The following is a 22,717-nucleotide window of genomic DNA, read 5'->3' on the forward strand; positions in this document are numbered from 1 at the left end:
GACGGGATAGCCGTAAGAGGTTACGATGAGTCAAAACGTATATCAATTTATCGACTTACAGCGCGTTGACCCGCCAAAGAAGCCGCTGAAAATCCGTAAAATTGAGTTTGTCGAAATTTATGAGCCCTTTTCTGACAGTCAGGTGAAGGCGCAGGCCGACCGCTGTCTCTCCTGCGGTAACCCTTACTGCGAGTGGAAGTGCCCGGTTCACAACTACATCCCTAACTGGCTGAAGCTGGCGAACGAAGGCCGCATTATCGAAGCAGCCGAGCTGTCGCATCAGACCAACAGCCTGCCGGAAGTGTGCGGCCGCGTCTGCCCGCAGGATCGCCTGTGCGAAGGCTCCTGCACCCTGAACGATGAGTTCGGCGCGGTGACCATCGGCAACATCGAGCGCTATATCAACGATAAAGCGATGGAGATGGGCTGGCGTCCGGATATGTCGCACGTCAAGCCGACCGGCAAGCGCGTGGCGATCATCGGCGCGGGCCCGGCGGGCCTCGCCTGCGCGGACGTGCTGACGCGCAACGGCGTGAAGGCGGTGGTCTACGATCGCCATCCGGAAATCGGCGGCCTGCTGACCTTCGGCATTCCGTCGTTCAAGCTGGAAAAAGAGGTGATGATCAAGCGCCGCGAACTCTTTACCGGAATGGGCATTGAGTTTCAGCTCAACACCGAAGTGGGCCGCGACGTGCAGATGAGCGACCTGGTAAACGCCTATGACGCGGTTTTCCTTGGCGTCGGCACCTATCAGTCGATGCGCGGCGGTCTGGAGAACGAGGATGCGCCGGGCGTCTATGACGCGCTGCCGTTCCTGATCGCTAACACCAAGCACACCATGGGCTTTGCACAGCAGGATGACCAGCCTTACATCTCGATGGAAGGCAAGCGCGTGGTGGTGCTGGGCGGCGGCGACACGGCGATGGACTGCGTGCGCACCTCGATCCGTCAGGGCGCGACGCACGTGACCTGTGCTTACCGTCGCGATGAAGCCAACATGCCTGGCTCGAAACGCGAAGTAAAAAACGCGCGCGAAGAGGGCGTAGAGTTTCAGTTCAACGTGCAGCCGCTGGGCGTGGAAATTAACGCCAACGGCCGCGTCAGCGGCGTGAAAGTGGCGCGCACCGAGATGGGCCAGCCCGACGCGGCAGGCCGTCGTCGCGCGGAGATCGTGCCGGGATCCGAGCATGTACTGCCCGCCGATGCGGTGGTGATGGCGTTTGGTTTCCGTCCGCACAAAATGGAGTGGCTGGCTGATTTCAGCGTTGAGCTGGACGGTCAGGGACGCATTATCGCGCCGGAGCGCGCCGAGAGCGCCCATCAGACCAGCAACCCGAAAATCTTCGCCGGCGGCGATGCGGTGCGCGGCTCTGACCTGGTGGTGACGGCGATCGCCGAAGGACGTAAAGCGGCCGAAGGCATCATGGACTATCTGGAAGTGTAATCGTGGCGCAGCCACAAAAAAGCCGGCTGAGATAGCCGGCTTTTTTTCGCTTATTTCACCACGCGCAGTGACGGGCGATGGCCGCGCGGCGGCGGATCGTCATCCGGCGATGGATCTTCTTCGGTGGCGTCGTCAGGACGATCGCCGTCGATCACCGACATCACCGGATCGGCTGGCGCCTCTTCCGCACCCTGCGCGCCCAGTTCGTAGGCCGGTTCCGGCTCGAACATGGTGCCCGCGCCGTTTTCACGCGCGTAGATCGCCAAAATAGCGGCCATCGGCACGGAGACCTGACGCGGCACGCCGCCGAAACGCGCGTTGAAGCGCACTTCGTCATTGCCCAGCTCCAGGTTGCCGACCGCGCGCGGCGCGATGTTCAGCACGATCTGACCGTCGCGCGCGTACTCCAGCGGCACCTGCACGCCCTGCAGATTAATGTCGACCACCAGATGCGGCGTCAGCTGGTTGTCGAGCAGCCAGTCGTAGAAGGCGCGCAGCAGGTAGGGACGACGGGCTGAGAGTTGCGACATTTCCATAGCTTAGCCTCGGGCTTGCAGGCGCATTTCGCGTTCCGCTTCCGTCAGCGACGCGAGGAAAGAGTCACGCTCGAATACGCGATTCATATAGCCTTTTAGTTCTTTCGAGCCGGCACCGGCCAGGTCGATGCCCATAGAGGGCAGACGCCACAGCAGCGGCGCCAGATAGCAGTCTACCAGGCTGAACTCTTCGCTCATAAAGAACGGCGTGCGCGCAAACAGCGGCGCGATGGCCAGCAGCTCTTCGCGCAGCTGTTTGCGCGCGGCGTCAGCTTCCTGACCGCTGCTCTTTTCAATGCGGTGCATCAGGCTGTACCAGTCCTGCTCGATGCGGTGCATCATCAGACGGCTTTCGCCGCGCGCAACCGGGTAAACCGGCATCAGCGGCGGATGCGGGAAGCGCTCGTCGAGGTACTCCATGATGATGCGGGATTCATACAGCGTCAGTTCACGATCTACCAGCGTCGGCACAGTGCGATACGGGTTGAGGTCAATCAGATCCTGCGGCAGGTTATCCATTTCGACCTGCTCGATCTCCACACTCACGCCTTTTTCAGCCAGTACGATGCGTACCTGATGGCTGAAAATGTCAGTGGGACCAGAAAACAGCGTCATTACCGAACGTTTGTTGGCAGCGACAGCCATGAAAACCTCCAAGTTTGTTCACAAAAAGTTACTGCGAATAGCCAACCACACGGCGACTCACCTGCTCAATCGTTCGCTCACAGCCTGCGCTAGCGTTGTCGCTCTGACATCCTGACAGAGGAGCGGCATCACACGCCGACATATGGGCGCAAAGTGACACAGAGTTTACCAGATTTTGCGCAGCTTGTGGGCGGGGATTCGAGATTTGCGGGGATTTTGCGAGCAGCGCTGAGAATTTACGCGCCGTGCGGCACGCGGCGCGCGCAAATAAAAAACCCGCCGGAGCGGGTTTTTCGTGCCAATCGCAGCAGCCGAAGCCGCAAACAATTAACGCTTGGAGAACTGCGGACGACGGCGTGCTTTACGCAGACCGACTTTCTTACGTTCAACCTGACGTGCGTCACGGGTAACGAAGCCCGCTTTACGCAGTTCAGCACGCAGAGATTCGTCGTACTCCATCAGAGCGCGGGTGATGCCGTGACGGATCGCACCTGCCTGACCAGAAATACCACCACCTTTAACGGTGACGTACAGATCGAATTTACCAACCAGGTCCAGCAGTTCCAGCGGCTGACGAACGACCATGCGTGCCGTTTCGCGACCGAAGTACTGTTCCAGAGAACGTTGGTTGATTACGATGTTGCCACTGCCCGGCTTGATGAATACGCGAGCGGTAGAGCTTTTGCGGCGACCAGTGCCGTAGTTTTGAGTTTCAGCCATTGCCTGTAATCCCGATTAAATGTCAAGAACTTGCGGTTGCTGTGCCGCATGGGTGTGCTCGTTGCCCGCGTAAACTTTCAGCTTACGGAACATTGCACGGCCCAGCGGGCCCTTCGGCAGCATGCCTTTAACCGCGATTTCAATCACACGCTCAGGACGGCGAGCAATCATCTCTTCAAAGGTCGCCTGTTTGATACCACCGATGTGGCCAGTGTGGTGATAGTAAATCTTGTCAGAACGCTTGTTGCCGGTAACGGCGACTTTGTCAGCGTTCAGAACGATGATGTAATCACCAGTATCAACGTGCGGAGTGTATTCCGCTTTATGCTTACCACGCAGACGGCGCGCCAGTTCAGTCGCCAGGCGACCCAAGGTTTTGCCAGTTGCGTCAACAACATACCAGTCACGCTGTACGGTTTCTGGTTTAGCTGTAAAAGTTTTCATCGAAAAGCTTACCCAAATTAAGTTACACGTTGGTGAAAACCCAAACGCTTAAGTAAACGGTTGAGGCTCACACGACCATTTTGACCAGCAAGCCCACCCCTTCGGATAGAGTTACCGGAGCACAACGGATTCGGGAAATAAATCCAGTTGCTGTAACGTGGGGTCGCAAGATTATAGAGAAGTCGATTGCAAAAATCGAACCCTATTTGATCTTTTTCTTGCGCGCCCTTAAGGCAGATGCGGCAGGCGCAGATACTCTTCGCTCTGCATCTCCTGCAGGCGCGACAGGCAGCGCTGGTACTCGAATTTCAGCCGCGTGCCCTGGTAAATTTCAAACAGCGAGGTTTCCGCCGCGACCACCAGTTTGACGTGGCGCTCGTAGAACTCATCCACCAGCGCGAGAAAGCGCCGCGCCTGATCTTCGGTTTTGTAAATCATCACCGGCACGTCGTAGAGCAGCACGCTGTGAAAGCGGCGCGACAGCTCGATATAGTCGTGCTGGCTGCGCCCTTCCCCGCACAGCGTCAGGAAGTCGATCGCCAGCACCCCTTCGCTGACGCCCAGCGTCGCCATCTGACGATGGTTGATCTCCAGCACCGGCGCGTCATCGCGCGCGCTGCCCGCCAGCGCCTTAAACATGCGCTCCATTTCGGCGTGCGTCGCCTCGTTAAGCGGCGCGTTCCACAGGTGCGCCGAAGTCAGGGTGCGCAGGCGGTAGTCGATGCCGGCGTCGACGTTCATCACGTCACAGTGCTGTTTGATCTGCTCGATGGCCGGCAGAAAGCGCGCGCGCTGCAGCCCGTTGCGGTAGAGATCGTCCGGCGGAATGTTTGAGGTCGCCACCAGCGTGATGCCGCGCGCGAACAGCGCCTCCATCAGCGTGCCGAGCAGCATGGCGTCGGTAATGTCGGAGACGAAAAACTCATCGAAGCAGAGAATGTCCGTTTCCGCTTTAAAGCGGTCGGCGATGGTCAGCAGCGGATCGCTCTGGCCCTGCAGCTGGGTCAGCTCTTCATGCACGCGCAGCATAAAGCGATGGAAATGGAGACGCAGCTTGCGGTTGCCAGGAATAGACTGAAAAAACAAGTCCATGACCCAGGTTTTGCCGCGCCCTACACCGCCCCACATATAGAGGCCGCGCACCGGCGTTTGCGCCTCAGATTTCTCTTTGCCCATCAGGCGGGAGAGGCGGCCGAACAGCCCTTTGCCGCTGGCGGACGGCTCGGGTTGACGCGCAATCAGCGCCCGCTGAACGGCGTCCAGTCGGGTGATGGCGTCGCGTTGTACATCGTCGGGTTTAAAGTCGCCCTGCGACAGCGCCTGCTCATAGCGCGCAAGCGGAGATGAGGTTTGCATGGTTCTCTCAGAATCCCTGAAAAGGTCTTATTCACAGTTCGGTTGATGAAAAAAAGGCCGCTCTACACTAAGGCATGCCGCCTCAGAGTTCCACATCCATAAGATTAACGGGTATAGTGACTACTATTGAAATGGTGGATGCCCTACAAACAACGGAAATTACATGGGAGTCATTATGACCTGGGAATACGGGCTAATTGGTTTGGTAATTGGCATTATTGTCGGCGCGGTTGCCATGCGTTTCGGTAACAAAAAGCTGCGCGAGCAGCGCAGCATGCAGTACGAGCTGGAAAAATCCAAAGCGGAACTGGCGGACTACCGCGAAGAGCTGACTAACCACTTCGCGCAGAGCGCCGAGCTGCTGGACAACATGGCGCGCGACTATCGCCAGCTCTATCAGCATATGGCGAAAGGATCGAACGATCTGCTGCCGAACCTGCCGGGCGAGAAGAACCCCTTCGCCTACCAGCTGACAGAAGCGGAAGCGGACAACGATCAGGCGCCGGTGCAGATCCCGCGCGACTATTCTGAAGGCGCTTCCGGCCTGCTGCGTGGCGAACGCGCCGCGCGCGACTAATCTTATTGGGGCGTAATCGGGTTACGCCCCGCTTTTTTGCGAACCCAGACCCTGAATCAGCTGTCACAGACGTTTACTCCCCCCACTTTTCGCAGCGAGAGCGTTGTAGCAATGAAAAAACAAGCACGACTGTTAAGCGCATTAGCCTTGAGCATCGGGATGAGCCTTGCCGCAGCGCCTGCGGCGATGGCGACGTTGCCCGCCCAGATTCAGGGCCAGCCGTTACCTAGCCTGGCGCCGATGCTGGAAAAAGTGTTGCCGGCGGTGGTCAGCGTTCACGTTGAGGGAACGGAAGCGGCCAGCCAGGCGCAGGATATTCCCGAGCCGTTAAAACGCTTTTTCGGTCAGGCGCCGGGCGGCGATCAGGCGCAGCCGTTTGAGGGCCTGGGCTCCGGCGTGATTATCGACGCCGTCAAAGGCTATATCCTCACCAATAACCACGTCGTCAACGGCGCGGACAAGATCAGCGTGCAGCTTGGCGACGGCAGTGAATATGACGCGAAGCTGATTGGCCATGACGAACAGACCGATATCGCGCTGATTCAGGTAGAAGGCGCGAAGAATCTGACGCAGGTGAAAATCGCCGACTCCGATCAGCTGAAGGTCGGCGACTTCGCCGTGGCGATCGGCAACCCGTTCGGGCTGGGTCAGACCGCCACCTCCGGCATTATCTCCGCGCTGGGGCGCAGCGGCCTGAATCTGGAAGGGCTGGAGAACTTTATCCAGACCGACGCGGCGATTAACCGCGGCAACTCCGGCGGCGCGCTGGTCAACCTGAACGGCGAGCTGATCGGCATCAACACCGCGATCCTGGCGTCGAGCGGCGGCAATATCGGCATCGGCTTCGCTATTCCCAGCGACATGGCGATGAACCTGGCGCAGCAGCTGATCAAATATGGCGAAGTGAAGCGCGGCCAGCTCGGCATCAAAGGCACCGAAATGACGGCGGATATCGCCAAAGCCTTTAACGTCGATGCGCAGCGCGGCGCCTTTGTCTCTGAGGTGCTGCCGCAGTCCGCCGCGCAGAAAGCGGGCGTGAAGTCGGGCGATATTATTACTTCGATTAACGATAAGCCGATCACCAGCTTTGCCGAACTGCGCGTGAAGGTGGGCACCACCGCGCCAGGCGAGAAAGTGAAGCTCGGCCTGCTGCGTGACGGCAAGCCGCTATCGGTCGAAGTAACGCTGGAGCAGAGCGCGCAGAGCACCGCCAGCGCGCAGCTGATGTCCCCGGCGCTGCAGGGCGCGACGCTGAGCGACGGCGCGACCAAATCGGGCGACAAAGGCGTGAAGATCGACAGCATCGATAAAGGCACGGCGGCTGAGCAGGTCGGCCTGCAGAAAGATGACGTGATTGTTGGCGTCAACCGCACGCGCGTCACCAGCCTGGCTGAAATGCGCAAGGTGCTGGAAGGCAAACCGCCGGTGCTGGCGCTGAACGTGGTGCGCGGCGACGAGTCAATCTACCTGCTGCTGCGTTAATCCCCTCTGACAGGCGAACAACACAAGCGCGTGTTTGTTCGCCTTTCTCGTGCTATTCTGCCCTGCGATCCCCTCTGGCGTAAGTTAACACCATGTTTCTTAAACTTTTGCGTTCAGTGGTGTTGGGCCTGATTGTCGCGGGCATCTTGCTTGCGGCGCTGCCCGCACTGCGTTTGGGCGGCACCGACGCCCTGCTCAACCATGACGACAGCGACGATAAAACGCCCTTCAGCTTCAACGCCGGCGTGCGTCGCGCCGTGCCCGCCGTAGTCAACGTCTACAACCGCAGCGCCCACGGCGGCAATAACAACCGCGGTATCACCACGCTCGGCTCCGGCGTCATCATGAACGCCAAAGGCTACATCCTCACCAACAAACACGTGATCAACAATGCCGATCAGATTATCGTCGCGCTGCAGGATGGCCGCTTCTTTGAAGCCAACCTGGTCGGCTCTGACGCCATGACCGATTTGGCGGTGCTAAAGATCACCGCCTCCAGCCTGCCGGTGATCCCGATTAATCCGCATCGCGTGCCGCATATCGGCGACGTGGTGATGGCCATCGGCAACCCCTACAATCTGGGACAAACGGTGACGCAGGGCATTATCAGCGCCACCGGCCGTGTCGGGCTAAGCTCATCGAAGCGCCAGAACTTTCTGCAAACCGACGCCTCCATCAACCAGGGCAACTCCGGCGGCGCGCTGATTAACTCGCTCGGTGAGCTGATGGGTATCAACACCCTGACCTTCGATAAAAGCAACGACGGCGAAACGCCGGAAGGCATTGGCTTTGCCATCCCGACCGCGCTGGCGAACAAAATTATGGATAAGCTGATCCGCGACGGCCGCGTGATCCGCGGCTATATCGGCATCACCGGGCGCGAGCTGCCGGCGCTGCATAATCAGGGCAGCGGCATCGATCATGTTCAGGGCATTATCGTCAGCGTGGTGACGCCAGACGGACCGGCGGATAAAGCGGGCATTCAGGTGAATGACGTGCTGCTGAGCGTGAATGGCAAACCCGCCGTCTCCGCGCAGGAGACGATGGATCAGGTGGCGGAGATCCGCCCAGGCTCGGTGATTCAGGTCGAGGTGCTGCGCAACGATCAGAAGCTGACGCTGCCGGTCACGATTCAGGAATTTCCCGACAGCGGGGACTGATTTTGAGGACGGTGTGCCGTGCTGTCGCGGGTGGTATGGCCCGATCGCAAAGACGCAAAAAACGGCATCCCTGCCAGCTCGGCCTGCGCCATCCATGGCGCAGGACGCTTTGCTCTTCGGTCCATACCACCCGCTCTTCAGCTCTGGCGGCCGTTTGCCCACAGCAAAAACTGCTCTTTAACTGCGATCCACCGGAAACGCGATCACCTCGCTCAACGAATCCGCCTTCAGCGCCAGCATAATCAACCGATCCACGCCGAGCGCCACGCCGGAACAGGCGGGCATGCCGTGGGTCAGCGCGTCCAGCAGCAGGGTGTCGACCGGATGCTGCGGCAGCCCGCGCGCCGCGCGCCGACGGTTATCCTGCTCGAAGCGCTGACGCTGCTCGCGGCTGTCGGTCAGCTCGCGGAAGCCGTTCGCCAGCTCCACGCCTTTGTAATAGACCTCGAAACGCTCCGCCACGCGGTGATCCTCGGTGCTGATCTCGGCCAGCGCCGCCTGGCTGGCGGGAAAATGGTAGACGAAGGTCGGCTTGTCGATGCCGATTTTCGGCTCCACGCCCAGCATAAACAGCAGCATCAGCAGAGTATCGCGATCCTCTTCGCGGTTCGCCAGCTCGCCCTCGCCCAGCTTTTCCGCCGCCTCGCGCAGCTGCGCTTTGTCGGCTGACAGCGGGTCGAGATCGAGATGGCGAATAAACGCCTGCTGATAAGAGAGCGACTCCGCGCTCTCGCACTCCAGCACCTGCTGCAGCAGATCGTCCACCTCGTTCATCAGACGGTACATATCGTAGTGCGGACGATACCACTCCAGCATGGTGAACTCAGGATTGTGATGACGTCCCGCCTCTTCATTGCGGAAACAGCGCCCCATCTGGTAAATCGGGCCGCTGCCCGCCGCCAGCAGACGCTTCATATGGTATTCCGGGCTGGTCATCAGCCAGAGATCGCGTCCCTCGGTGGCGCCGGGGCCGACAAAACGGGTCTGGAACGGCACCAGATGAATATCGGTGACGGTCGCCTGACTCATTGCCGGGGTGTCTACTTCCAGCACGCCGCGATCGGCAAAGAAACGTCGAATTTCCGCAAGGATAGCGGCACGTTTCAACAAATTGGCAATGGGTGCGCTCGGCTGCCAGCTTGCCGTTTCGCTCATGTTGGTGACTCCGTATACAAATAAGGGGTGGAAGTCTACCTGCATTGCCCGCGGCAGACAATCAGCCACCTGAATCCAGGGAAAAATCGCGGCGGCAACTATACTTACTCTGTTCAATCAACAAGGAATCGCTTATGTCTCCATGGAAAACCTTCATCGCAGGCCTGGGCTCCATGCTCTCTGTCGCCTGCTCCACCACGCCGCCGAAAAACGTCACCGTTGTCGAAGGGTTCGACACCCAGCGTTATCTCGGCACCTGGTATGAGATCGCCCGCCTCGATCACCGCTTCGAACGCGGCCTGGAACAGGTCACCGCCACCTACAGCCCGCGCGACGACGGCGGCCTTAAGGTGATTAACCGCGGCTACAAGCCGCAGAAGCAGAAGTGGCAGGAGAGCGTCGGCAAAGCCTACTTTACCGGCGACCCGCAGCGCGCGGCGCTGAAAGTCTCTTTCTTCGGCCCCTTCTACGGCGGCTACAACGTGATCGCGCTGGACAAAGATTACCGCTACGCGCTGGTGTGCGGACCGAATCGTCACTACCTGTGGATTTTATCGCGCACGCCGCAGCTGGATGAGGGCGTGAAGCAGCAGCTGGTGGATCAGGCGCGGCAGGCCGGGTTCCCGGTGGAAGAGCTGATCTGGGTAAAACAGAAATAACCGGTACGACAACAGCGTACCGGCTGGGAGAACTTACTGCGCGGTACGCTGAATAGCCTGGCCGCCTGCTTCTACGTCCTCGCCGACACCACGCGTGGTGTTACAGGCGGACAGCAGAGAAGAGAGCACCAGCACCGAAAAAATCGCAACAATACTTTTCTTTAACATGGCAATGTCCTTTTTGTGGTTGCAGTCAAGTACAGCGTTTTAAGCATAGACTGCTTATGGCTGAACGTACTGAAACGCAGCGAAAAAAGGTTATTGTCTGGGACTATTTCGCCGCGCGCGAGATGGCGCCGCCAAGGTGGGAGACATCTTCGCCGAAGCCGTGAAAGGTATTGCAGGCGTTCAGCGCGCAGCAGGCCAGCAGCACAAGAGTGAAAAGCGTTAGCTGTTTTTTCATTCTTCTTAACTCACCAAAGAAAAAGGCGCATCCTGGGATGCGCCTTCGCACTTATTTGACGCGCGACACGTATTCGCCAGAGCGCGTATCGACTTTTACCACTTCGCCGATCTGGACGAACAGCGGCACTTTCACCACGGCGCCGGTCGCCAGCTTGGCAGGCTTGCCGCCGGTGCCAGCGGTATCGCCTTTCAGGCCCGGATCGGTTTCAATGACTTCTGATTCGATAAAGTTCGGCGCCTGTACGGCGATCGCTTTGTTGTTCCACAGGGTGACGATACACTCTGCGTTGTCCTGCAGCCACTTCTGCACGTCTTCCAGCACTTTCGACTCAACCTGATACTGCTCGAAGGTTTCCGGGTGCATAAAGTAGAAGAAGTCGCCGTCGTTGTAAGAGTATTGCAGCGTCATATCTACAACGTCCGCGCCTTCCGCTGAGTCGGTAGACTTGAAGGTTTTCTCAACGCGCGTGCCGGTCAGCAGACGACGCATCTTAACGCGTGCGAATGCCTGGCCTTTACCTGGCTTCACGAACTCACTGGATTCGATGGCATAGGGCTCGCCTTCGAACATGATTTTAAGACCGGAACGAAAATCGTTGCTAAGATAAGTCGCCATAAAGGCCCTCTGTAAATATTGAACTGGTAATAGCCAAAAAAATGGCACACATTGTAACCCTAAAAACCCCTTCCAGAGAAGGTTGGTTGCAGCAACTTGCTGATGTTGTCACCGAACCTGATGAATTACTCCAACTTTTAGGCCTTGACCGGCACGCGGAACTGGCGGCTGGCGGCGATGCACGGCGGCTTTTCGCCCTGCGCGTGCCGCGCGCCTTTATCGCGCGCATGAAGCCAGGCGACGCACAGGATCCGCTGCTGCTGCAGGTGCTCACCCAGCGCGAGGAGTTTGTACAGGCGCCGGGCTACAGCGCCGATCCGCTCGATGAACAGAGCAGCGTGGTGCCGGGCCTGCTGCATAAGTACCGCAACCGCGCGCTGCTGCTGGTAAAAGGCGGCTGCGCCGTTAACTGCCGCTACTGCTTCCGCCGCCATTTTCCCTATCAGGATAACCCCGGCAACAAGCGCAGCTGGCAGACCGCAATCGACTATATCGCCGCTCATCCCGAGCTGGATGAGATTATCTTCTCCGGCGGCGATCCGCTGATGGCGAAGGATCACGAGCTGGCGTGGCTGATTGACGCGCTGGCGCAGATCCCGCACCTGAAACGCCTGCGCATCCATAGCCGCCTGCCGGTGGTGATCCCGGCGCGCATTACCGACGCGCTGTGCCAAATGCTGGCGGAAACGCGTCTGCAGGTGCTGCTGGTGACCCATATCAACCATGCGCAGGAGATCGACGCGTCGCTGGCGGCCGCCATGCAGCAGCTGAAGCGCGCCGGCGTCACCCTGCTGAACCAGAGCGTGCTGCTGCGCGGCGTCAACGACAGCGCCAGCACGCTGGCTAACCTCAGCAACGCGCTGTTCGACATCGGCATTCTGCCCTACTACCTGCACGTGCTGGATAAGGTTCAGGGCGCGGCGCACTTTTACGTTTCTGACGACGAGGCGCGCGCGCTGGTGCGCGCGCTGCTGACGCAGGTCTCTGGCTATATGGTGCCGAAGCTGGCGCGCGAGATTGGCGGCGAGCCGAGCAAGACGCCGCTCGACCTGCAGCTGCGCCAGGAATAGCAGGCAAAAAAAAGGCCGGTAGCAACCGGCCGTTATCATCAGGGGCGTGCCGCTATCAGGCTTTCGCCGGGCACTTATAAACCTGACCGTTCATTTTGCTGTCCAGAGGCGCGAAAGCGGACCACAGATTTTGCGTCGGGCTGGTGGCGCCGTAAATCACGTTGCCGCCCATTTCTGCCGCGCGATTGCGCAGATCGTTGGCCGCGCCGCGCAGGGAGCTGCCCTCGCCGCCGGAGCCGCTCAGCCAGTTGCTTTGCGAACCGGTGACGTTGCCCAGCAGCTGACAGTCGCTGCCCGGCTGTTGATCGGTGAAGGTGACACGTTCGCCGCCGGCGCTCAGCTGGTGAGAACTGCTGCATCCCGCCAGCAATAAAGTACCGACCGCCAGTCCGAGCAAGAGGTTAATCCGCATTGTAATCCCCATTTATTATCATCAGTATCGGGCGGCAGCGTAGCAGAAAAGTATCTCTTTTTTCTGAACATTCATTGCCCTGAGCCCGCAAAGCCGAAGGTTTGCGCCCTTACTTATACCCTTTTCATCCGCAAAAGAAAAACCCCCGACCGTTTCCGATCGGGGGTTTTCACTGCGCAAAAGCGTCAGGGCAATTACATCATGCCGCCCATACCGCCCATGCCACCCATGCCGCCAGCGCCAGCACCTAAATCAGGCGCGTCGCCTTTCGGCAGGTCGGTCACCATGCACTCGGTGGTGATCATCAGACCAGCAACAGAGGCCGCGTACTGCAGCGCAGAACGGGTCACTTTGGTTGGGTCGAGGATACCGAAGTCGATCATGTTGCCGTATTCTTCAGTCTGCGCGTTGTAACCGTAGTTACCGTCGCCCGCTTTCACGTTGTTCGCCACAACAGACGGCTCTTCACCGGCGTTGGAGACGATCTGACGCAGCGGTGCTTCCATTGCGCGCAGCGCAACTTTGATACCGACGTTCTGATCTTCGTTCTGGCCACGCAGGTCGCCCAGCTGTGCAGCAACACGCACCAGCGCCACGCCACCACCAGCAACCACGCCTTCTTCTACCGCAGCACGGGTCGCGTGCAGGGCATCTTCAACGCGGGCTTTCTTCTCTTTCATTTCAACTTCAGTGGCTGCGCCCACTTTCAGAACGGCTACGCCGCCTGCCAGTTTCGCTACGCGCTCCTGCAGTTTTTCTTTGTCGTAGTCAGAGGTCGCTTCTTCAATCTGCTGACGAATCTGGGTTACGCGGCCCTGAATCGTCGCCTCTTCACCCACACCGTCGATGATGGTGGTGGTGTCTTTGTTGATAACCACGCGTTTCGCCTGGCCCAGATCTTCCAGCGCTGCTTTTTCCAGCTCCATACCGATCTCTTCAGAGATAACGGTACCGCCGGTCAGGATAGCGATATCCTGTAGCATCGCTTTACGACGGTCGCCGAAGCCCGGCGCTTTCACCGCAGCCACTTTCACAATGCCGCGCATGGTGTTGACCACCAGAGTCGCCAGCGCTTCGCCTTCCACGTCTTCAGCAACGATCAGCAGCGGTTTGCCTGCTTTCGCCACGGCTTCCAGCACCGGCAGCATTTCGCGGATGTTGGAGATTTTTTTGTCAGCCAGCAGGATGAACGGTGATTCCAGCTCAACGGCGCCCGTTTCCGGCTTGTTGATGAAGTACGGAGAGAGGTAGCCGCGATCGAACTGCATACCTTCAACCACGTCCAGCTCGTCCTGCAGACCGGTGCCTTCTTCAACGGTGATCACGCCTTCTTTACCCACTTTTTCCATCGCCTGGGCGATCAGGGTGCCGACGCTTTCATCGGAGTTAGCGGAAATGGTGCCGACCTGAGCGATAGCTTTGGAGTCGGAGCAAGGCACGGAGAGCGCTTTCAGCTGTTCAACCGCGGCGATAACCGCCTGGTCGATACCGCGCTTCAGATCCATCGGGTTCATGCCCGCTGCCACAGCTTTCAGGCCTTCGGTGATGATTGACTGCGCCAGTACGGTTGCGGTGGTGGTGCCGTCGCCTGCAGCGTCGTTCGCTTTAGAGGCCACTTCTTTCACCATCTGCGCGCCCATGTTTTCGAACTTGTCTTCCAGTTCGATTTCACGCGCAACGGACACGCCATCTTTCGTGATGGTCGGTGCACCAAAAGATTTATCCAGAACCACGTTACGGCCTTTCGGGCCCAGGGTAACTTTTACTGCATCTGCCAGTACGTTCACGCCGCGCAGCATTTTTACGCGAGCGTCATTACCGAATTTTACGTCTTTAGCTGCCATTTCAATTGTCCCTTAAATTCGTTTCGTTCAGTGAGTTCCGCGTAATTACGCTTCAACAATCGCCAGAATGTCGCTTTCAGAGATGATCAGCACTTCTTCGTTGTCGATCTTTTCGGTTTTAGCGCCGTAACCTTCGCTAAAGATCACCAGGTCGCCCACTTTGACGTCCAGCGGCTTCACATCGCCATTTTCCAGGATGCGACCATTGCCCACGGCCAGTACTTCGCCACGGGTTGATTTGCCTGCTGCAGAGCCGGTCAGAACGATGCCGCCAGCCGATTTTGCTTCAACTTCTTTACGCTTGACGATAACGCGATCGTGCAACGGACGAATTTTCATTAGATAGCTCTCCTTTGAGAAGTCCAATCATTCATTTTTGGGTTGAACGCCGGGCTGCAGGGCTTCCGGCCTCGTGGTGCAAGAGATAGGGTCGACCAAAATCCCTTTCAAGGGGCAACAGGACAAATTTTTTATCTGGCTGCGACAACTGCCGATTTTTTGCGCAATGGCGCACATTTCGCTGCGCGCTTAAAAAAGTCACCGCGCGCATAAAAAAAAAGCGTGACCTCAGGTCACGCCTTTTTGCCCTACGCCCTTAGCGATCGCGGCGATCGTCATGGCCGATGCGATCGTTGTCCTTGCGCTCATATTCGCCGTCGACGGTAAACCCGCTGTCGGGACCGGCGCCCGGCCCGCGCCAGACGCGCAGGTGCGGCATCAGCCTCAGCGTCAGCAGCTTTTGCACCGGCGGCAGCAGCAGCAGCAGGCCGAGCAGGTCGGTAAAGAAGCCGGGCAGCAGCAGCAGGAAACCGGCGATGATCAGCGACACGCTTTTAATCATCTCTTCCGCCGGGCTTTCGTTACGCGCCAGCTTCTCCTGCATCAGCATAAAGTTTTTCATGCCCTGGTTTTTCACCAGCGACACGCCAAGCGCCGAGGTAAAAATCACCAGCAGCATGGTCATCAGCACGCCCAGCGCGTGAGCCACCTGAATAAACAGGGTGATCTCAATCCAGGCGAGCGCAAAAATCACGATTAACGGTAACCAGCGCACCGTATTCTCCTTTTAGTCGGGCTGCTCTGCGTCAGGCAGAGAGCGATAAATGCCCTGTCAGAGGGCACAGCCATGAGATGGGCTTGCCGCAACGGGAATTCAACCGCTGCTTTCAAATATTTACAGTAGGGTTAAATTTGTGCGCGCTATCACATATCGTAGTTATTACGACGATAATAGCGGCATGAACCGGTCTCCAGACTCGCGCTTTAACCTGACGGCAGCATATGATCGTGCGCGCCGGAGCCCGGGCGGATACACTGTCGGCTTCGGCTTTCCACGACAAATCAACACATCACCTGTGATGGATGGCGCCAGCGCAAGCGGCCAATAACAAGAAGGTTATCATGGCGAACAACATTCGTATCGAAGAAGACCTGCTAGGCATGCGTGAAGTCCCCGCCGATGCCTACTACGGCGTTCATACTCTGCGTGCGATTGAAAATTTCCGTATCAGCAACAGTAAAATCAGCGACATTCCCGAATTCGTGCGCGGCATGGTGATGGTGAAAAAGGCCGCCGCGCTCGCCAACAAAGAGCTGCAGACCATTCCGCGCAACATCGCCAACACCATTATTCAGGCCTGCGACGAGGTGCTGAATAACGGCAAGTGCATGGATCAGTTCCCGGTTGACGTCTATCAGGGCGGCGCGGGCACCTCGGTTAATATGAACACCAACGAAGTGCTGGCCAATATCGGGCTGGAGCTGATGGGCCACCAGAAAGGGGACTATCAGTTTCTCAATCCCAACGATCACGTCAATAAGTGCCAGTCCACCAACGACGCCTACCCTACCGGCTTCCGCATCGCGGTCTACAGCTCGATCCTGAAGCTGCTGGAGGGCATCAGCGTGCTGGGCGAAGGCTTCGAGCGCAAGGCGGCGGAGTTTGAGACCATCCTGAAAATGGGCCGCACCCAGCTGCAGGACGCGGTGCCGATGACGCTGGGCCAGGAGTTCCACGCCTTCCACGTTCTGCTCAACGAAGAGACGCGCAGCATTCTGCGCACCGCCGAACTGCTGCTGGAGGTCAACCTTGGCGCCACGGCGATCGGCACGCGCCTCAACACGCCGGACGGCTATCAGCAGCTGGCGGTGCAGCGCCTCGCCGAAGTGAGCAACCTGCCGGTGGTGCCGGCGGAAGATCTGATCGAAGCAACCTCCGACTGCGGCGCCTACGTCATGGTGCACTCCTCGCTGAAGCGTCTGGCGGTGAAGCTGTCGAAAATCTGCAACGACCTGCGCCTGCTCTCGTCCGGCCCGCGCGCCGGCCTCAACGAGATCAACCTGCCTGAGCTGCAGGCCGGATCGTCCATTATGCCCGCCAAGGTCAACCCGGTGGTGCCGGAGGTGGTGAATCAGGTCTGCTTCAAGGTGATCGGCAACGACACCACCCTGACGATGGCGGCGGAAGCGGGCCAGCTGCAGCTCAACGTGATGGAGCCGGTGATCGGCCAGGCGCTGTTCGAATCGATCAGCATCCTGACCAACGCCTGCTATAACCTGCTGGAGAAATGCGTCAACGGCATTACCGCCAACAAGGCGGTGTGCGAGGCCTATGTCTTCAACTCTATCGGCATCGTCACCTACCTCAACCCCTATATTGGCCACCACAACGGCGATATCGTCGGCAAAATCTGCGCGGAAACCGGCAAAAGCGTGCGCGAGGTGGTGCTGGAGCGCGGTCTGCTGACCGAAAGCGAGCTGGACGACATCTTCTCAGTGCAGAACCTGATGTACCCCGTCTACAAGGCCAAACGCTACACTGACGACAACGAACAGTAAGTCGATCGGCTAAGATCAGGGAAAAGGCGCGCCGCGATCAACACGGCGCGCCTTTTTATTTGGTACATAGCCTGCTGTTTTTACCACTTGCATGAGGTGACGAATGATCGTCGTTGAATTAGCGATCGTCCTGTTGGCGATCTGGTTGGGCGCGCGGCTGGGCGGCATCGGCATCGGGTTTGCCGGCGGGTTGGGCGTGCTGGCGCTGACGCTGGTCTGCGGGCTGAAGCCGGGCGCCATTCCCTTCGATGTGATTGAAATCATTATGGCGGTGATTGCCGCCATCGCCGCGATGCAGGTAGCGGGCGGCATGGATTACCTGGTCAGCCTGGCGGAGCGGCTGCTGCGTCGCCATCCGCGCTACGTCACGCTGCTGGCGCCGCTGGTGACCTACACCATGACGCTGCTGGCGGGCACCGGCCATACCGCCTTCTCGACGCTGCCGGTGATTGCCGAAGTGGCGAAAGAGCAAGGGGTGCGCCCGTCGCGTCCGCTCTCTATCGCCGTGGTCGCCTCGCAGATCGCCATCACCGCCTCGCCGCTCTCGGCGGCGGTGGTCTTCTTCGCCTCGCTGCTGGAGCCGCGCGGCGTCAGCTATATCGCGCTGCTGGCGGTCGCTATTCCCTCGACGATGATCGGCCTGTTTCTCGCGGCGCTGGTGACCAACTTCCTCGGCAAAGAGCTGCATGAAGATGAGGTTTACCAGGCGCGCCTTGCCAAAGGCGAAGTGAAGCTGCGCGGGGCGAGCCGCTACCAAGAGAAGCCTGGCGCGAAGCGGTCGGTGCTGCTGTTTCTGGCGGGCATCGCCGCCGTGGTGCTCTATGCCACCGCCATCAGCGACGGCGTCGGCCTGATCGCCGATCCGCCGCTGCCGCGCAACGAGGCGATCGTGGTGTTTATGCTGACGATTGCGACGCTGATCGCGCTGTTTTGCAAGATCGATACCGGCGCCATTCTCAGCGCCAGCACCTTTAAGTCGGGAATGAGCGCCTGCGTCTGCGTAATGGGCGTCGCCTGGCTCGGCGACACCTTCGTCAAAGCGCATATCGGCGAGATCCAGCAGCTGGCGGGCGGCCTGCTGCAACAGGCGCCCTGGCTGCTGGCGGTGGCGCTGTTTTTCGCCTCAATGCTGCTCTACTCGCAGGCGGCGACCGCCAAAGCGCTGATGCCCGCCGCGCTGCTGCTGGGCGTCTCGCCGCACACCGCCGTCGCCTCGTTCGCCGCCGTCTCTGCGCTGTTTGTGCTGCCGACCTATCCGACGCTGCTCGCCGCCGTGGAGATGGACGACACCGGTTCGACACGCATCGGCAACTATGTCTTTAACCACGCCTTTATCGTGCCGGGCGTGCTGGCGATTGTGCTGTCGGTGCTGTTTGGCTTTTTAATCGGCGGCGTGGTGCTGTAGCCTCGTTACAACCTGTAAAGCCTGCCGCGCGGCGAGCGTGCTATCATCGCCCCTTTCCCGCAACAGGAGCGACGCGATGAACGCCGTGATCATTCTTTGTACCGCGCCCGATGACGCCTGCGCGCGCCGGCTCGCCGCGCTGGCGCTGGAAGCGAAACTCGCCGCCTGCGTGACGCTGCTGCCCGGCGCCACCTCGCTTTATGTCTGGCAGGGCCAGCTTGAGCAGGCCAGCGAAGTCCAGCTGCTGTTAAAAAGCAGCGCCGCGCACCAGCAGGCGCTGATGGCGCTGCTGAAGCGCGAACATCCCTACGACGTGCCTGAACTGCTGGCGCTTCCGGTTCAACATGGAGACAGTGAATACTTGTCATGGCTGCACGCATCTCTTGCCTGATCGCCTCTCTGCTGGCGCTGTTTATCACGCTGTCGGCGCAGGCCTCGATTTTCTCCCCCAACGCTAACAGTCGGTTCGTGCCTGTGGATCAGGCGTTTGCCTTTGATTTCAGTCAGCAAGGCAGTCAGCTCAGGCTCAACTGGAAGGTAAAACAGGGCTACTACCTCTACCGACAGCAGATTCATATCACCGCGCAGCAGGCACAGATAGCGCCGGTAGCGCTGCCGCCAGGCGAGCCGCATCAAGATGAGTTCTACGGTAAAAGCGAAATCTACCCGCAGGATCTCAGCGTGCCGGTTCAGCTGCGACAGGCGGCGGCAGGCGCCACCCTTAGCGTGACCTACCAGGGCTGCGCGGCGGCGGGCTTCTGCTATCCCCCGGAGACGCGTGCCATTCCGCTCAGCGCGGTGGCTGCCAGCGCGACGCCGAGCGCGCCCAGCGCCCAGCCCGCGCCGCTGCCCTTCTCGCCGCTCTGGGCGCTGCTGATCGGCATCGGCGTCGCTTTTACCCCCTGCGTGCTGCCGATGTATCCGCTGATCGCCGGCATTATCCTCGGCGGCCAGCGCAGCGGCTCGCTGCTGCGGCTGTTTAGCCTGGCATTGATCTACGTGCTGGGCATGGCGCTGACCTATACGCTGCTGGGGGTGGTAGTGGCGGCGGCGGGCCTGCGCTTTCAGGCGGCGCTGCAGCATCCGTACGTGCTGATCGGCCTGTCGCTGATTTTCACCCTGCTGGCGCTGTCGATGTTCGGCCTGTTCCAGCTGCAGCTGCCCGCCAGCGTGCAGACGCGCCTGACGCTGTGGAGCAACCGCCAGCAGGGCGGCTCGCTGCCCGGCGTCTTTTTTATGGGCGCGCTGGCGGGGCTGATCTGCTCGCCCTGCACCACCGCGCCGCTCAGCGCCATCCTGCTCTACATCGCCCAGAGCGGCAATCTGTGGGCGGGCGCGGGCACGCTGTGGCTCTATGCAATGGGCATGGGCCTGCCGCTGATAGTGGTCACGATGTTTGGCAATCGCCTGCTGCCGAAAAGCGGCCCCTGGATGGAAACGGTCAAGCAGGGCTTCGGCTTCGTGATCCTCGCGCTGCCGGTCTTTTTGCTGGATCGCGTGCTGGGCGAGCCCTGGGGCGTGCGGCTCTGGAGCGCGCTGGGCGTCGCCTGCTTCGCCTGGGCATTTTGCACCAGCCTGCGCGGCCACGGCGGCAGATGGCGCATCGTGCAAATCGCGATGCTGGGCGCGGCGCTGATCAGCGCGCGTCCTTTGCAGGAGTGGGTCTGGGGCGCGCCCGCCGCCGCGCAGACGGCCACGCCGTTGCCCTTTCAGCGCATCGCCTCCCCGGCGCAGCTGGATCAGGCGCTACAGCAGGCCGACGGTCGCGTCACCATGGTGGATCTCTACGCCGACTGGTGCGTGGCGTGCAAAGAGTTTGAAAAGTACACCTTCAGCGATCCCGCCGTGCGCGAAGCGCTGGGCCATCTGCAGCTGCTGCAGGCGAACGTGACCGCAAACAACGCCGCCGATAACGCGCTGTTACAGCGTCTTCAGGTGCTTGGCCTGCCGACCATCCTGTTTTTTGACGCGCAGGGCCATGAAATTCCCGCCTCGCGCGTGACAGGCTTTCTCGACGCTGAAGATTTCCGCGCGCATTTGCACAATCGGGCGCGCTAAACGACACTGGTGTAACCCCGCCGCAGGCGGAGGCGTACAGAGAGGAGACGTCATTTGCAGCGTGAACAGATACTCGAGCATGCGCTGAATGTGCTCGAAAAAAATGGACTGGCGGCGACGACGTCATTACCGCAGCTGGCCGGCGAAGGCGAACTGGCGCTGGCGCAGCTGGAGGGGCACTGGCCCGACCGCGACGCCCTGCTCTACGATGCGCTGCGCTATCACGGCCAGCAGATCGACAGCTGGCGACGCCAGGTGCTGCTCAACGACCAGCTCGACGGCGAGCAGAAGCTGCTGGCGCGCTATCAGGTGCTGAGCGAGCAGGTGCAGAAAGGCCGCTATCCCGGCTGCTTGTTTATCGCCGCCTGCAGCTTCTATCCGCAGCCGTATCAGCCGGTGCATCAGATTGCCGAGCAGCAGAAACAGGCCTCCTGGCACTTCACCCACAGCATTCTGGTGGAGCTGGGGCTGGATAACCCGACGATGGTGGCGGACCAGCTGGAGCTGATCCTGGAAGGCTGCCTCAGCAAACTACTGGTGAAGCGTAACGCGCAGGATGTCGCCACGGCCAAACGGCTGGCGGAAGATGTGCTGCGCATCGCGCTGTGCCGTGCCAACGGCGCGCTGGCTTAGCCTTTTGCCGCTTCTGCCTGAAAAGCAGGCAATCAGTCACGTTTCCCCACTTTTTTACCGGAAAGGCGTTGACGCGAAGCGGCCATTACGGTTTAATGCGCCCCGTTGCCCGAATAGCTCAGTCGGTAGAGCAGGGGATTGAAAATCCCCGTGTCCCTGGTTCGATTCCGGGTTCGGGCACCACAAATTAAAGAACCCAGCCTATGGCTGGGTTTTTGCTTTTGTGCAGAACCCGTCATCGAACCGGTTCGATCTCCTCGCCGCGTCCTGCGGCTTGCCCTGCCCACTCTGGTTTTCCTTTATTACTCAGCGCTTCCCCGGCAAGATACCCGCTCGCACTACGCCGCTCAGGAGATCGCCATGCCTTCCCCACACGACGAAAGTACACTTCAGCTCGCCGAAGCGCTGCGCCGTTCGGTCAGCACCTTTGTCCGTCAGGTGCGCGTAGCCACGGCGACCCCACGCACCTCGCAGCTGGAGACGCTGGAGCTGCTGGAAACCCACGGCGCCATCACCATTGCCGAGTTGGCGCGGCTGCGCGGCGTCAAACATCAGAGCATGCGGCTGGTGATCCAGGAGCTGGAGAGCCAGGGCTATATAACTCGCCAGCCCAACCCGCAGGATGCCCGCGCGCAGCATATCGCGCTGACCGAAACGGCCCGCGCCCTGCTGCGCGACGCGCGCGAACAGCGCGCCCGCTGGATCGCCGATTTGTTAACGGAAAAGCTGGATGCGCCGTCGCGCGACGCCCTGATAAACGGCATCGCCGCGCTAAACAAGCTGGTGGATTAAGCGCGCTGACTCGCCGCACGCAGCTGCGCCACCACCGCCGCCAGACTATTCATTCCCCAGTGCGCGCGATATTGTCCCTCGGCAATCTGCACCATATCCATCACCTGAATGGTGACCGGCAGCCCGGTCGCCGCCACGCCCATCAGCGCGCCGGTATGCAGGCCGGTGATGATTTTTCGCGTGGTGACCCAATCACGCTCCGCCACCTGCTCTTCTATCTCGACCCGCAGCGAAGAGAACGCCGGACGCAGCAAGGCGTCAAAGGTGTGCCACAGGCTCTCGCGGTCGCGCGGCGCGCGCGGCGGCGCGGAGTGGTTGATGAAGTCCAGCGCTACCAGCGCCTCGAACGCGGCGCGATCGCCCGCCACGATCACCTGCTGATTAAAACGACGTACCACCGCTTTGTTGCTTTCACTCATTGCCACGCCTCCTGATATGTACAGTTTAACTGTATATATCACAGAGG

Annotated in this window: 26 protein-coding genes and 1 tRNA gene; 13 read left to right on the forward strand and 14 right to left on the reverse strand. The window is 59.8% G+C overall.

Features of this window, described 5'->3' with window-relative positions:
* Positions 1–25 precede the first annotated feature (25 nt).
* On the forward strand, positions 26–1,444 hold the full coding sequence (locus MC269_RS16535; protein ID WP_239953066.1) for a glutamate synthase small subunit: 1,419 nt from the start codon (positions 26–28) through the stop codon (positions 1,442–1,444).
* Between the two features lie 50 nt (positions 1,445–1,494).
* Here the strand turns inward: MC269_RS16535 and sspB are convergent, their stop codons facing one another.
* From sspB to zapE, 5 genes are all read right to left on the reverse strand, one after another.
* On the reverse strand, positions 1,495–1,980 hold the full coding sequence (sspB, locus tag MC269_RS16540) for a ClpXP protease specificity-enhancing factor (RefSeq protein ID WP_081136988.1): 486 nt from the start codon (positions 1,978–1,980) through the stop codon (positions 1,495–1,497).
* A gap of 3 nt (positions 1,981–1,983) precedes the next feature.
* Positions 1,984–2,625: a stringent starvation protein SspA gene (sspA, locus tag MC269_RS16545; protein ID WP_081136990.1), complete on the reverse strand. Its 642-nt coding sequence runs from the start codon at positions 2,623–2,625 to the stop codon at positions 1,984–1,986.
* A gap of 327 nt (positions 2,626–2,952) precedes the next feature.
* Positions 2,953–3,345 (reverse strand): 30S ribosomal protein S9, encoded by a 393-nt coding sequence (rpsI, locus tag MC269_RS16550; protein WP_031375459.1) that lies wholly within the window; start codon positions 3,343–3,345, stop codon positions 2,953–2,955.
* 15 nt (positions 3,346–3,360) lie between these two features.
* Positions 3,361–3,789 (reverse strand): 50S ribosomal protein L13, encoded by a 429-nt coding sequence (rplM, locus tag MC269_RS16555; RefSeq protein WP_081136992.1) that lies wholly within the window; start codon positions 3,787–3,789, stop codon positions 3,361–3,363.
* A 228-nt stretch (positions 3,790–4,017) separates the two neighbouring features.
* On the reverse strand, positions 4,018–5,145 hold the full coding sequence (gene zapE, locus MC269_RS16560) for a cell division protein ZapE (protein WP_081136994.1): 1,128 nt from the start codon (positions 5,143–5,145) through the stop codon (positions 4,018–4,020).
* Positions 5,146–5,320: 175 nt separating this feature from the next.
* Between zapE and zapG the strand changes: the two genes are divergently transcribed.
* The 3 genes from zapG to degS all read left to right on the forward strand — a co-directional run bounded on the left by zapG (position 5,321) and on the right by degS (position 8,364).
* Positions 5,321–5,722: a Z-ring associated protein ZapG gene (zapG, locus tag MC269_RS16565; RefSeq protein WP_033749631.1), complete on the forward strand. Its 402-nt coding sequence runs from the start codon at positions 5,321–5,323 to the stop codon at positions 5,720–5,722.
* A 111-nt stretch (positions 5,723–5,833) separates the two neighbouring features.
* Positions 5,834–7,204 carry a serine endoprotease DegQ gene (degQ, locus tag MC269_RS16570; RefSeq protein WP_239953067.1) on the forward strand — a complete coding sequence of 457 codons (1,371 nt, stop codon included), beginning with the start codon at positions 5,834–5,836 and terminating at the stop codon, positions 7,202–7,204.
* Between the two features lie 92 nt (positions 7,205–7,296).
* Positions 7,297–8,364, forward strand: coding sequence for an outer membrane-stress sensor serine endopeptidase DegS (gene degS, locus MC269_RS16575; protein ID WP_081136998.1), 1,068 nt, complete (start codon positions 7,297–7,299; stop codon positions 8,362–8,364).
* 177 nt (positions 8,365–8,541) lie between these two features.
* On the opposite strand, the gene epmA is transcribed toward degS, so the two are convergent.
* Positions 8,542–9,519 (reverse strand): elongation factor P--(R)-beta-lysine ligase, encoded by a 978-nt coding sequence (gene epmA, locus MC269_RS16580; protein WP_239953068.1) that lies wholly within the window; start codon positions 9,517–9,519, stop codon positions 8,542–8,544.
* A 134-nt stretch (positions 9,520–9,653) separates the two neighbouring features.
* Here epmA and MC269_RS16585 point away from each other — a divergent pair, with 134 nt between their 5' ends.
* Positions 9,654–10,178, forward strand: a complete 525-nt coding sequence (locus MC269_RS16585) for a lipocalin family protein (RefSeq protein ID WP_081137002.1) — start codon at positions 9,654–9,656, stop codon at positions 10,176–10,178.
* A 33-nt stretch (positions 10,179–10,211) separates the two neighbouring features.
* Here MC269_RS16585 and MC269_RS16590 read toward each other — a convergent pair whose 3' ends face one another.
* The 3 genes from MC269_RS16590 to efp all read right to left on the reverse strand — a co-directional run bounded on the left by MC269_RS16590 (position 10,212) and on the right by efp (position 11,199).
* Positions 10,212–10,346, reverse strand: a complete 135-nt coding sequence (locus tag MC269_RS16590) for an entericidin A/B family lipoprotein (protein ID WP_033749247.1) — start codon at positions 10,344–10,346, stop codon at positions 10,212–10,214.
* 103 nt (positions 10,347–10,449) lie between these two features.
* The gene (locus MC269_RS16595) at positions 10,450–10,581 is read right to left on the reverse strand and encodes an entericidin A/B family lipoprotein (RefSeq protein ID WP_239953069.1); all 132 of its coding nucleotides are present in this window, start codon (positions 10,579–10,581) and stop codon (positions 10,450–10,452) included.
* 51 nt (positions 10,582–10,632) lie between these two features.
* Positions 10,633–11,199 (reverse strand): elongation factor P, encoded by a 567-nt coding sequence (gene efp, locus MC269_RS16600; protein WP_081137006.1) that lies wholly within the window; start codon positions 11,197–11,199, stop codon positions 10,633–10,635.
* Between the two features lie 41 nt (positions 11,200–11,240).
* Here efp and epmB point away from each other — a divergent pair, with 41 nt between their 5' ends.
* Positions 11,241–12,269, forward strand: a complete 1,029-nt coding sequence (gene epmB, locus MC269_RS16605; RefSeq protein WP_239953070.1) for an EF-P beta-lysylation protein EpmB — start codon at positions 11,241–11,243, stop codon at positions 12,267–12,269.
* Positions 12,270–12,324: 55 nt separating this feature from the next.
* On the opposite strand, the gene MC269_RS16610 is transcribed toward epmB, so the two are convergent.
* The 4 genes from MC269_RS16610 to MC269_RS16625 all read right to left on the reverse strand — a co-directional run bounded on the left by MC269_RS16610 (position 12,325) and on the right by MC269_RS16625 (position 15,579).
* Positions 12,325–12,681, reverse strand: a complete 357-nt coding sequence (locus MC269_RS16610; RefSeq protein WP_033749244.1) for a DUF4156 domain-containing protein — start codon at positions 12,679–12,681, stop codon at positions 12,325–12,327.
* A 194-nt stretch (positions 12,682–12,875) separates the two neighbouring features.
* A complete protein-coding gene (groL, locus tag MC269_RS16615) occupies positions 12,876–14,525 on the reverse strand; it encodes a chaperonin GroEL (protein ID WP_081137012.1) in 1,650 nt (549 codons plus the stop codon).
* A gap of 45 nt (positions 14,526–14,570) precedes the next feature.
* Positions 14,571–14,864 (reverse strand): co-chaperone GroES, encoded by a 294-nt coding sequence (locus MC269_RS16620; RefSeq protein ID WP_021507766.1) that lies wholly within the window; start codon positions 14,862–14,864, stop codon positions 14,571–14,573.
* A gap of 256 nt (positions 14,865–15,120) precedes the next feature.
* Entirely contained in the window at positions 15,121–15,579 is a 459-nt protein-coding gene (locus tag MC269_RS16625; RefSeq protein WP_081137014.1) for an FxsA family protein, read from the reverse strand.
* A gap of 347 nt (positions 15,580–15,926) precedes the next feature.
* Here MC269_RS16625 and aspA point away from each other — a divergent pair, with 347 nt between their 5' ends.
* From aspA to MC269_RS16660, 7 genes are all read left to right on the forward strand, one after another.
* Complete coding sequence (aspA, locus tag MC269_RS16630; protein WP_239953071.1) at positions 15,927–17,363, forward strand: aspartate ammonia-lyase; 1,437 nt, start codon at positions 15,927–15,929, stop codon at positions 17,361–17,363.
* 103 nt (positions 17,364–17,466) lie between these two features.
* Entirely contained in the window at positions 17,467–18,768 is a 1,302-nt protein-coding gene (locus MC269_RS16635) for an anaerobic C4-dicarboxylate transporter (RefSeq protein WP_081137018.1), read from the forward strand.
* Between the two features lie 76 nt (positions 18,769–18,844).
* Positions 18,845–19,159: a divalent cation tolerance protein CutA gene (gene cutA, locus MC269_RS16640; RefSeq protein ID WP_081137020.1), complete on the forward strand. Its 315-nt coding sequence runs from the start codon at positions 18,845–18,847 to the stop codon at positions 19,157–19,159.
* Positions 19,135–20,826 (forward strand): protein-disulfide reductase DsbD, encoded by a 1,692-nt coding sequence (locus tag MC269_RS16645; protein WP_239953072.1) that lies wholly within the window; start codon positions 19,135–19,137, stop codon positions 20,824–20,826. The genes cutA and MC269_RS16645 overlap by 25 nt, the downstream gene beginning before the upstream one ends.
* Positions 20,827–20,880: 54 nt before the next feature.
* On the forward strand, positions 20,881–21,459 hold the full coding sequence (locus tag MC269_RS16650; protein ID WP_239953073.1) for a transcriptional regulator: 579 nt from the start codon (positions 20,881–20,883) through the stop codon (positions 21,457–21,459).
* Positions 21,460–21,566: 107 nt separating this feature from the next.
* Positions 21,567–21,642, forward strand: a tRNA-Phe gene (locus MC269_RS16655).
* A gap of 177 nt (positions 21,643–21,819) precedes the next feature.
* Positions 21,820–22,251, forward strand: a complete 432-nt coding sequence (locus MC269_RS16660) for a MarR family winged helix-turn-helix transcriptional regulator (RefSeq protein WP_239953074.1) — start codon at positions 21,820–21,822, stop codon at positions 22,249–22,251.
* Here the strand turns inward: MC269_RS16660 and MC269_RS16665 are convergent.
* Positions 22,248–22,670 (reverse strand): ester cyclase, encoded by a 423-nt coding sequence (locus tag MC269_RS16665; RefSeq protein WP_239953075.1) that lies wholly within the window; start codon positions 22,668–22,670, stop codon positions 22,248–22,250. The genes MC269_RS16660 and MC269_RS16665 overlap by 4 nt on opposite strands.
* Positions 22,671–22,717: the final 47 nt, after the last annotated feature.

Source organism: Pantoea sp. Z09, from assembly GCF_022394795.1.
Lineage (GTDB): Bacteria > Pseudomonadota > Gammaproteobacteria > Enterobacterales > Enterobacteriaceae > Pantoea > Pantoea latae.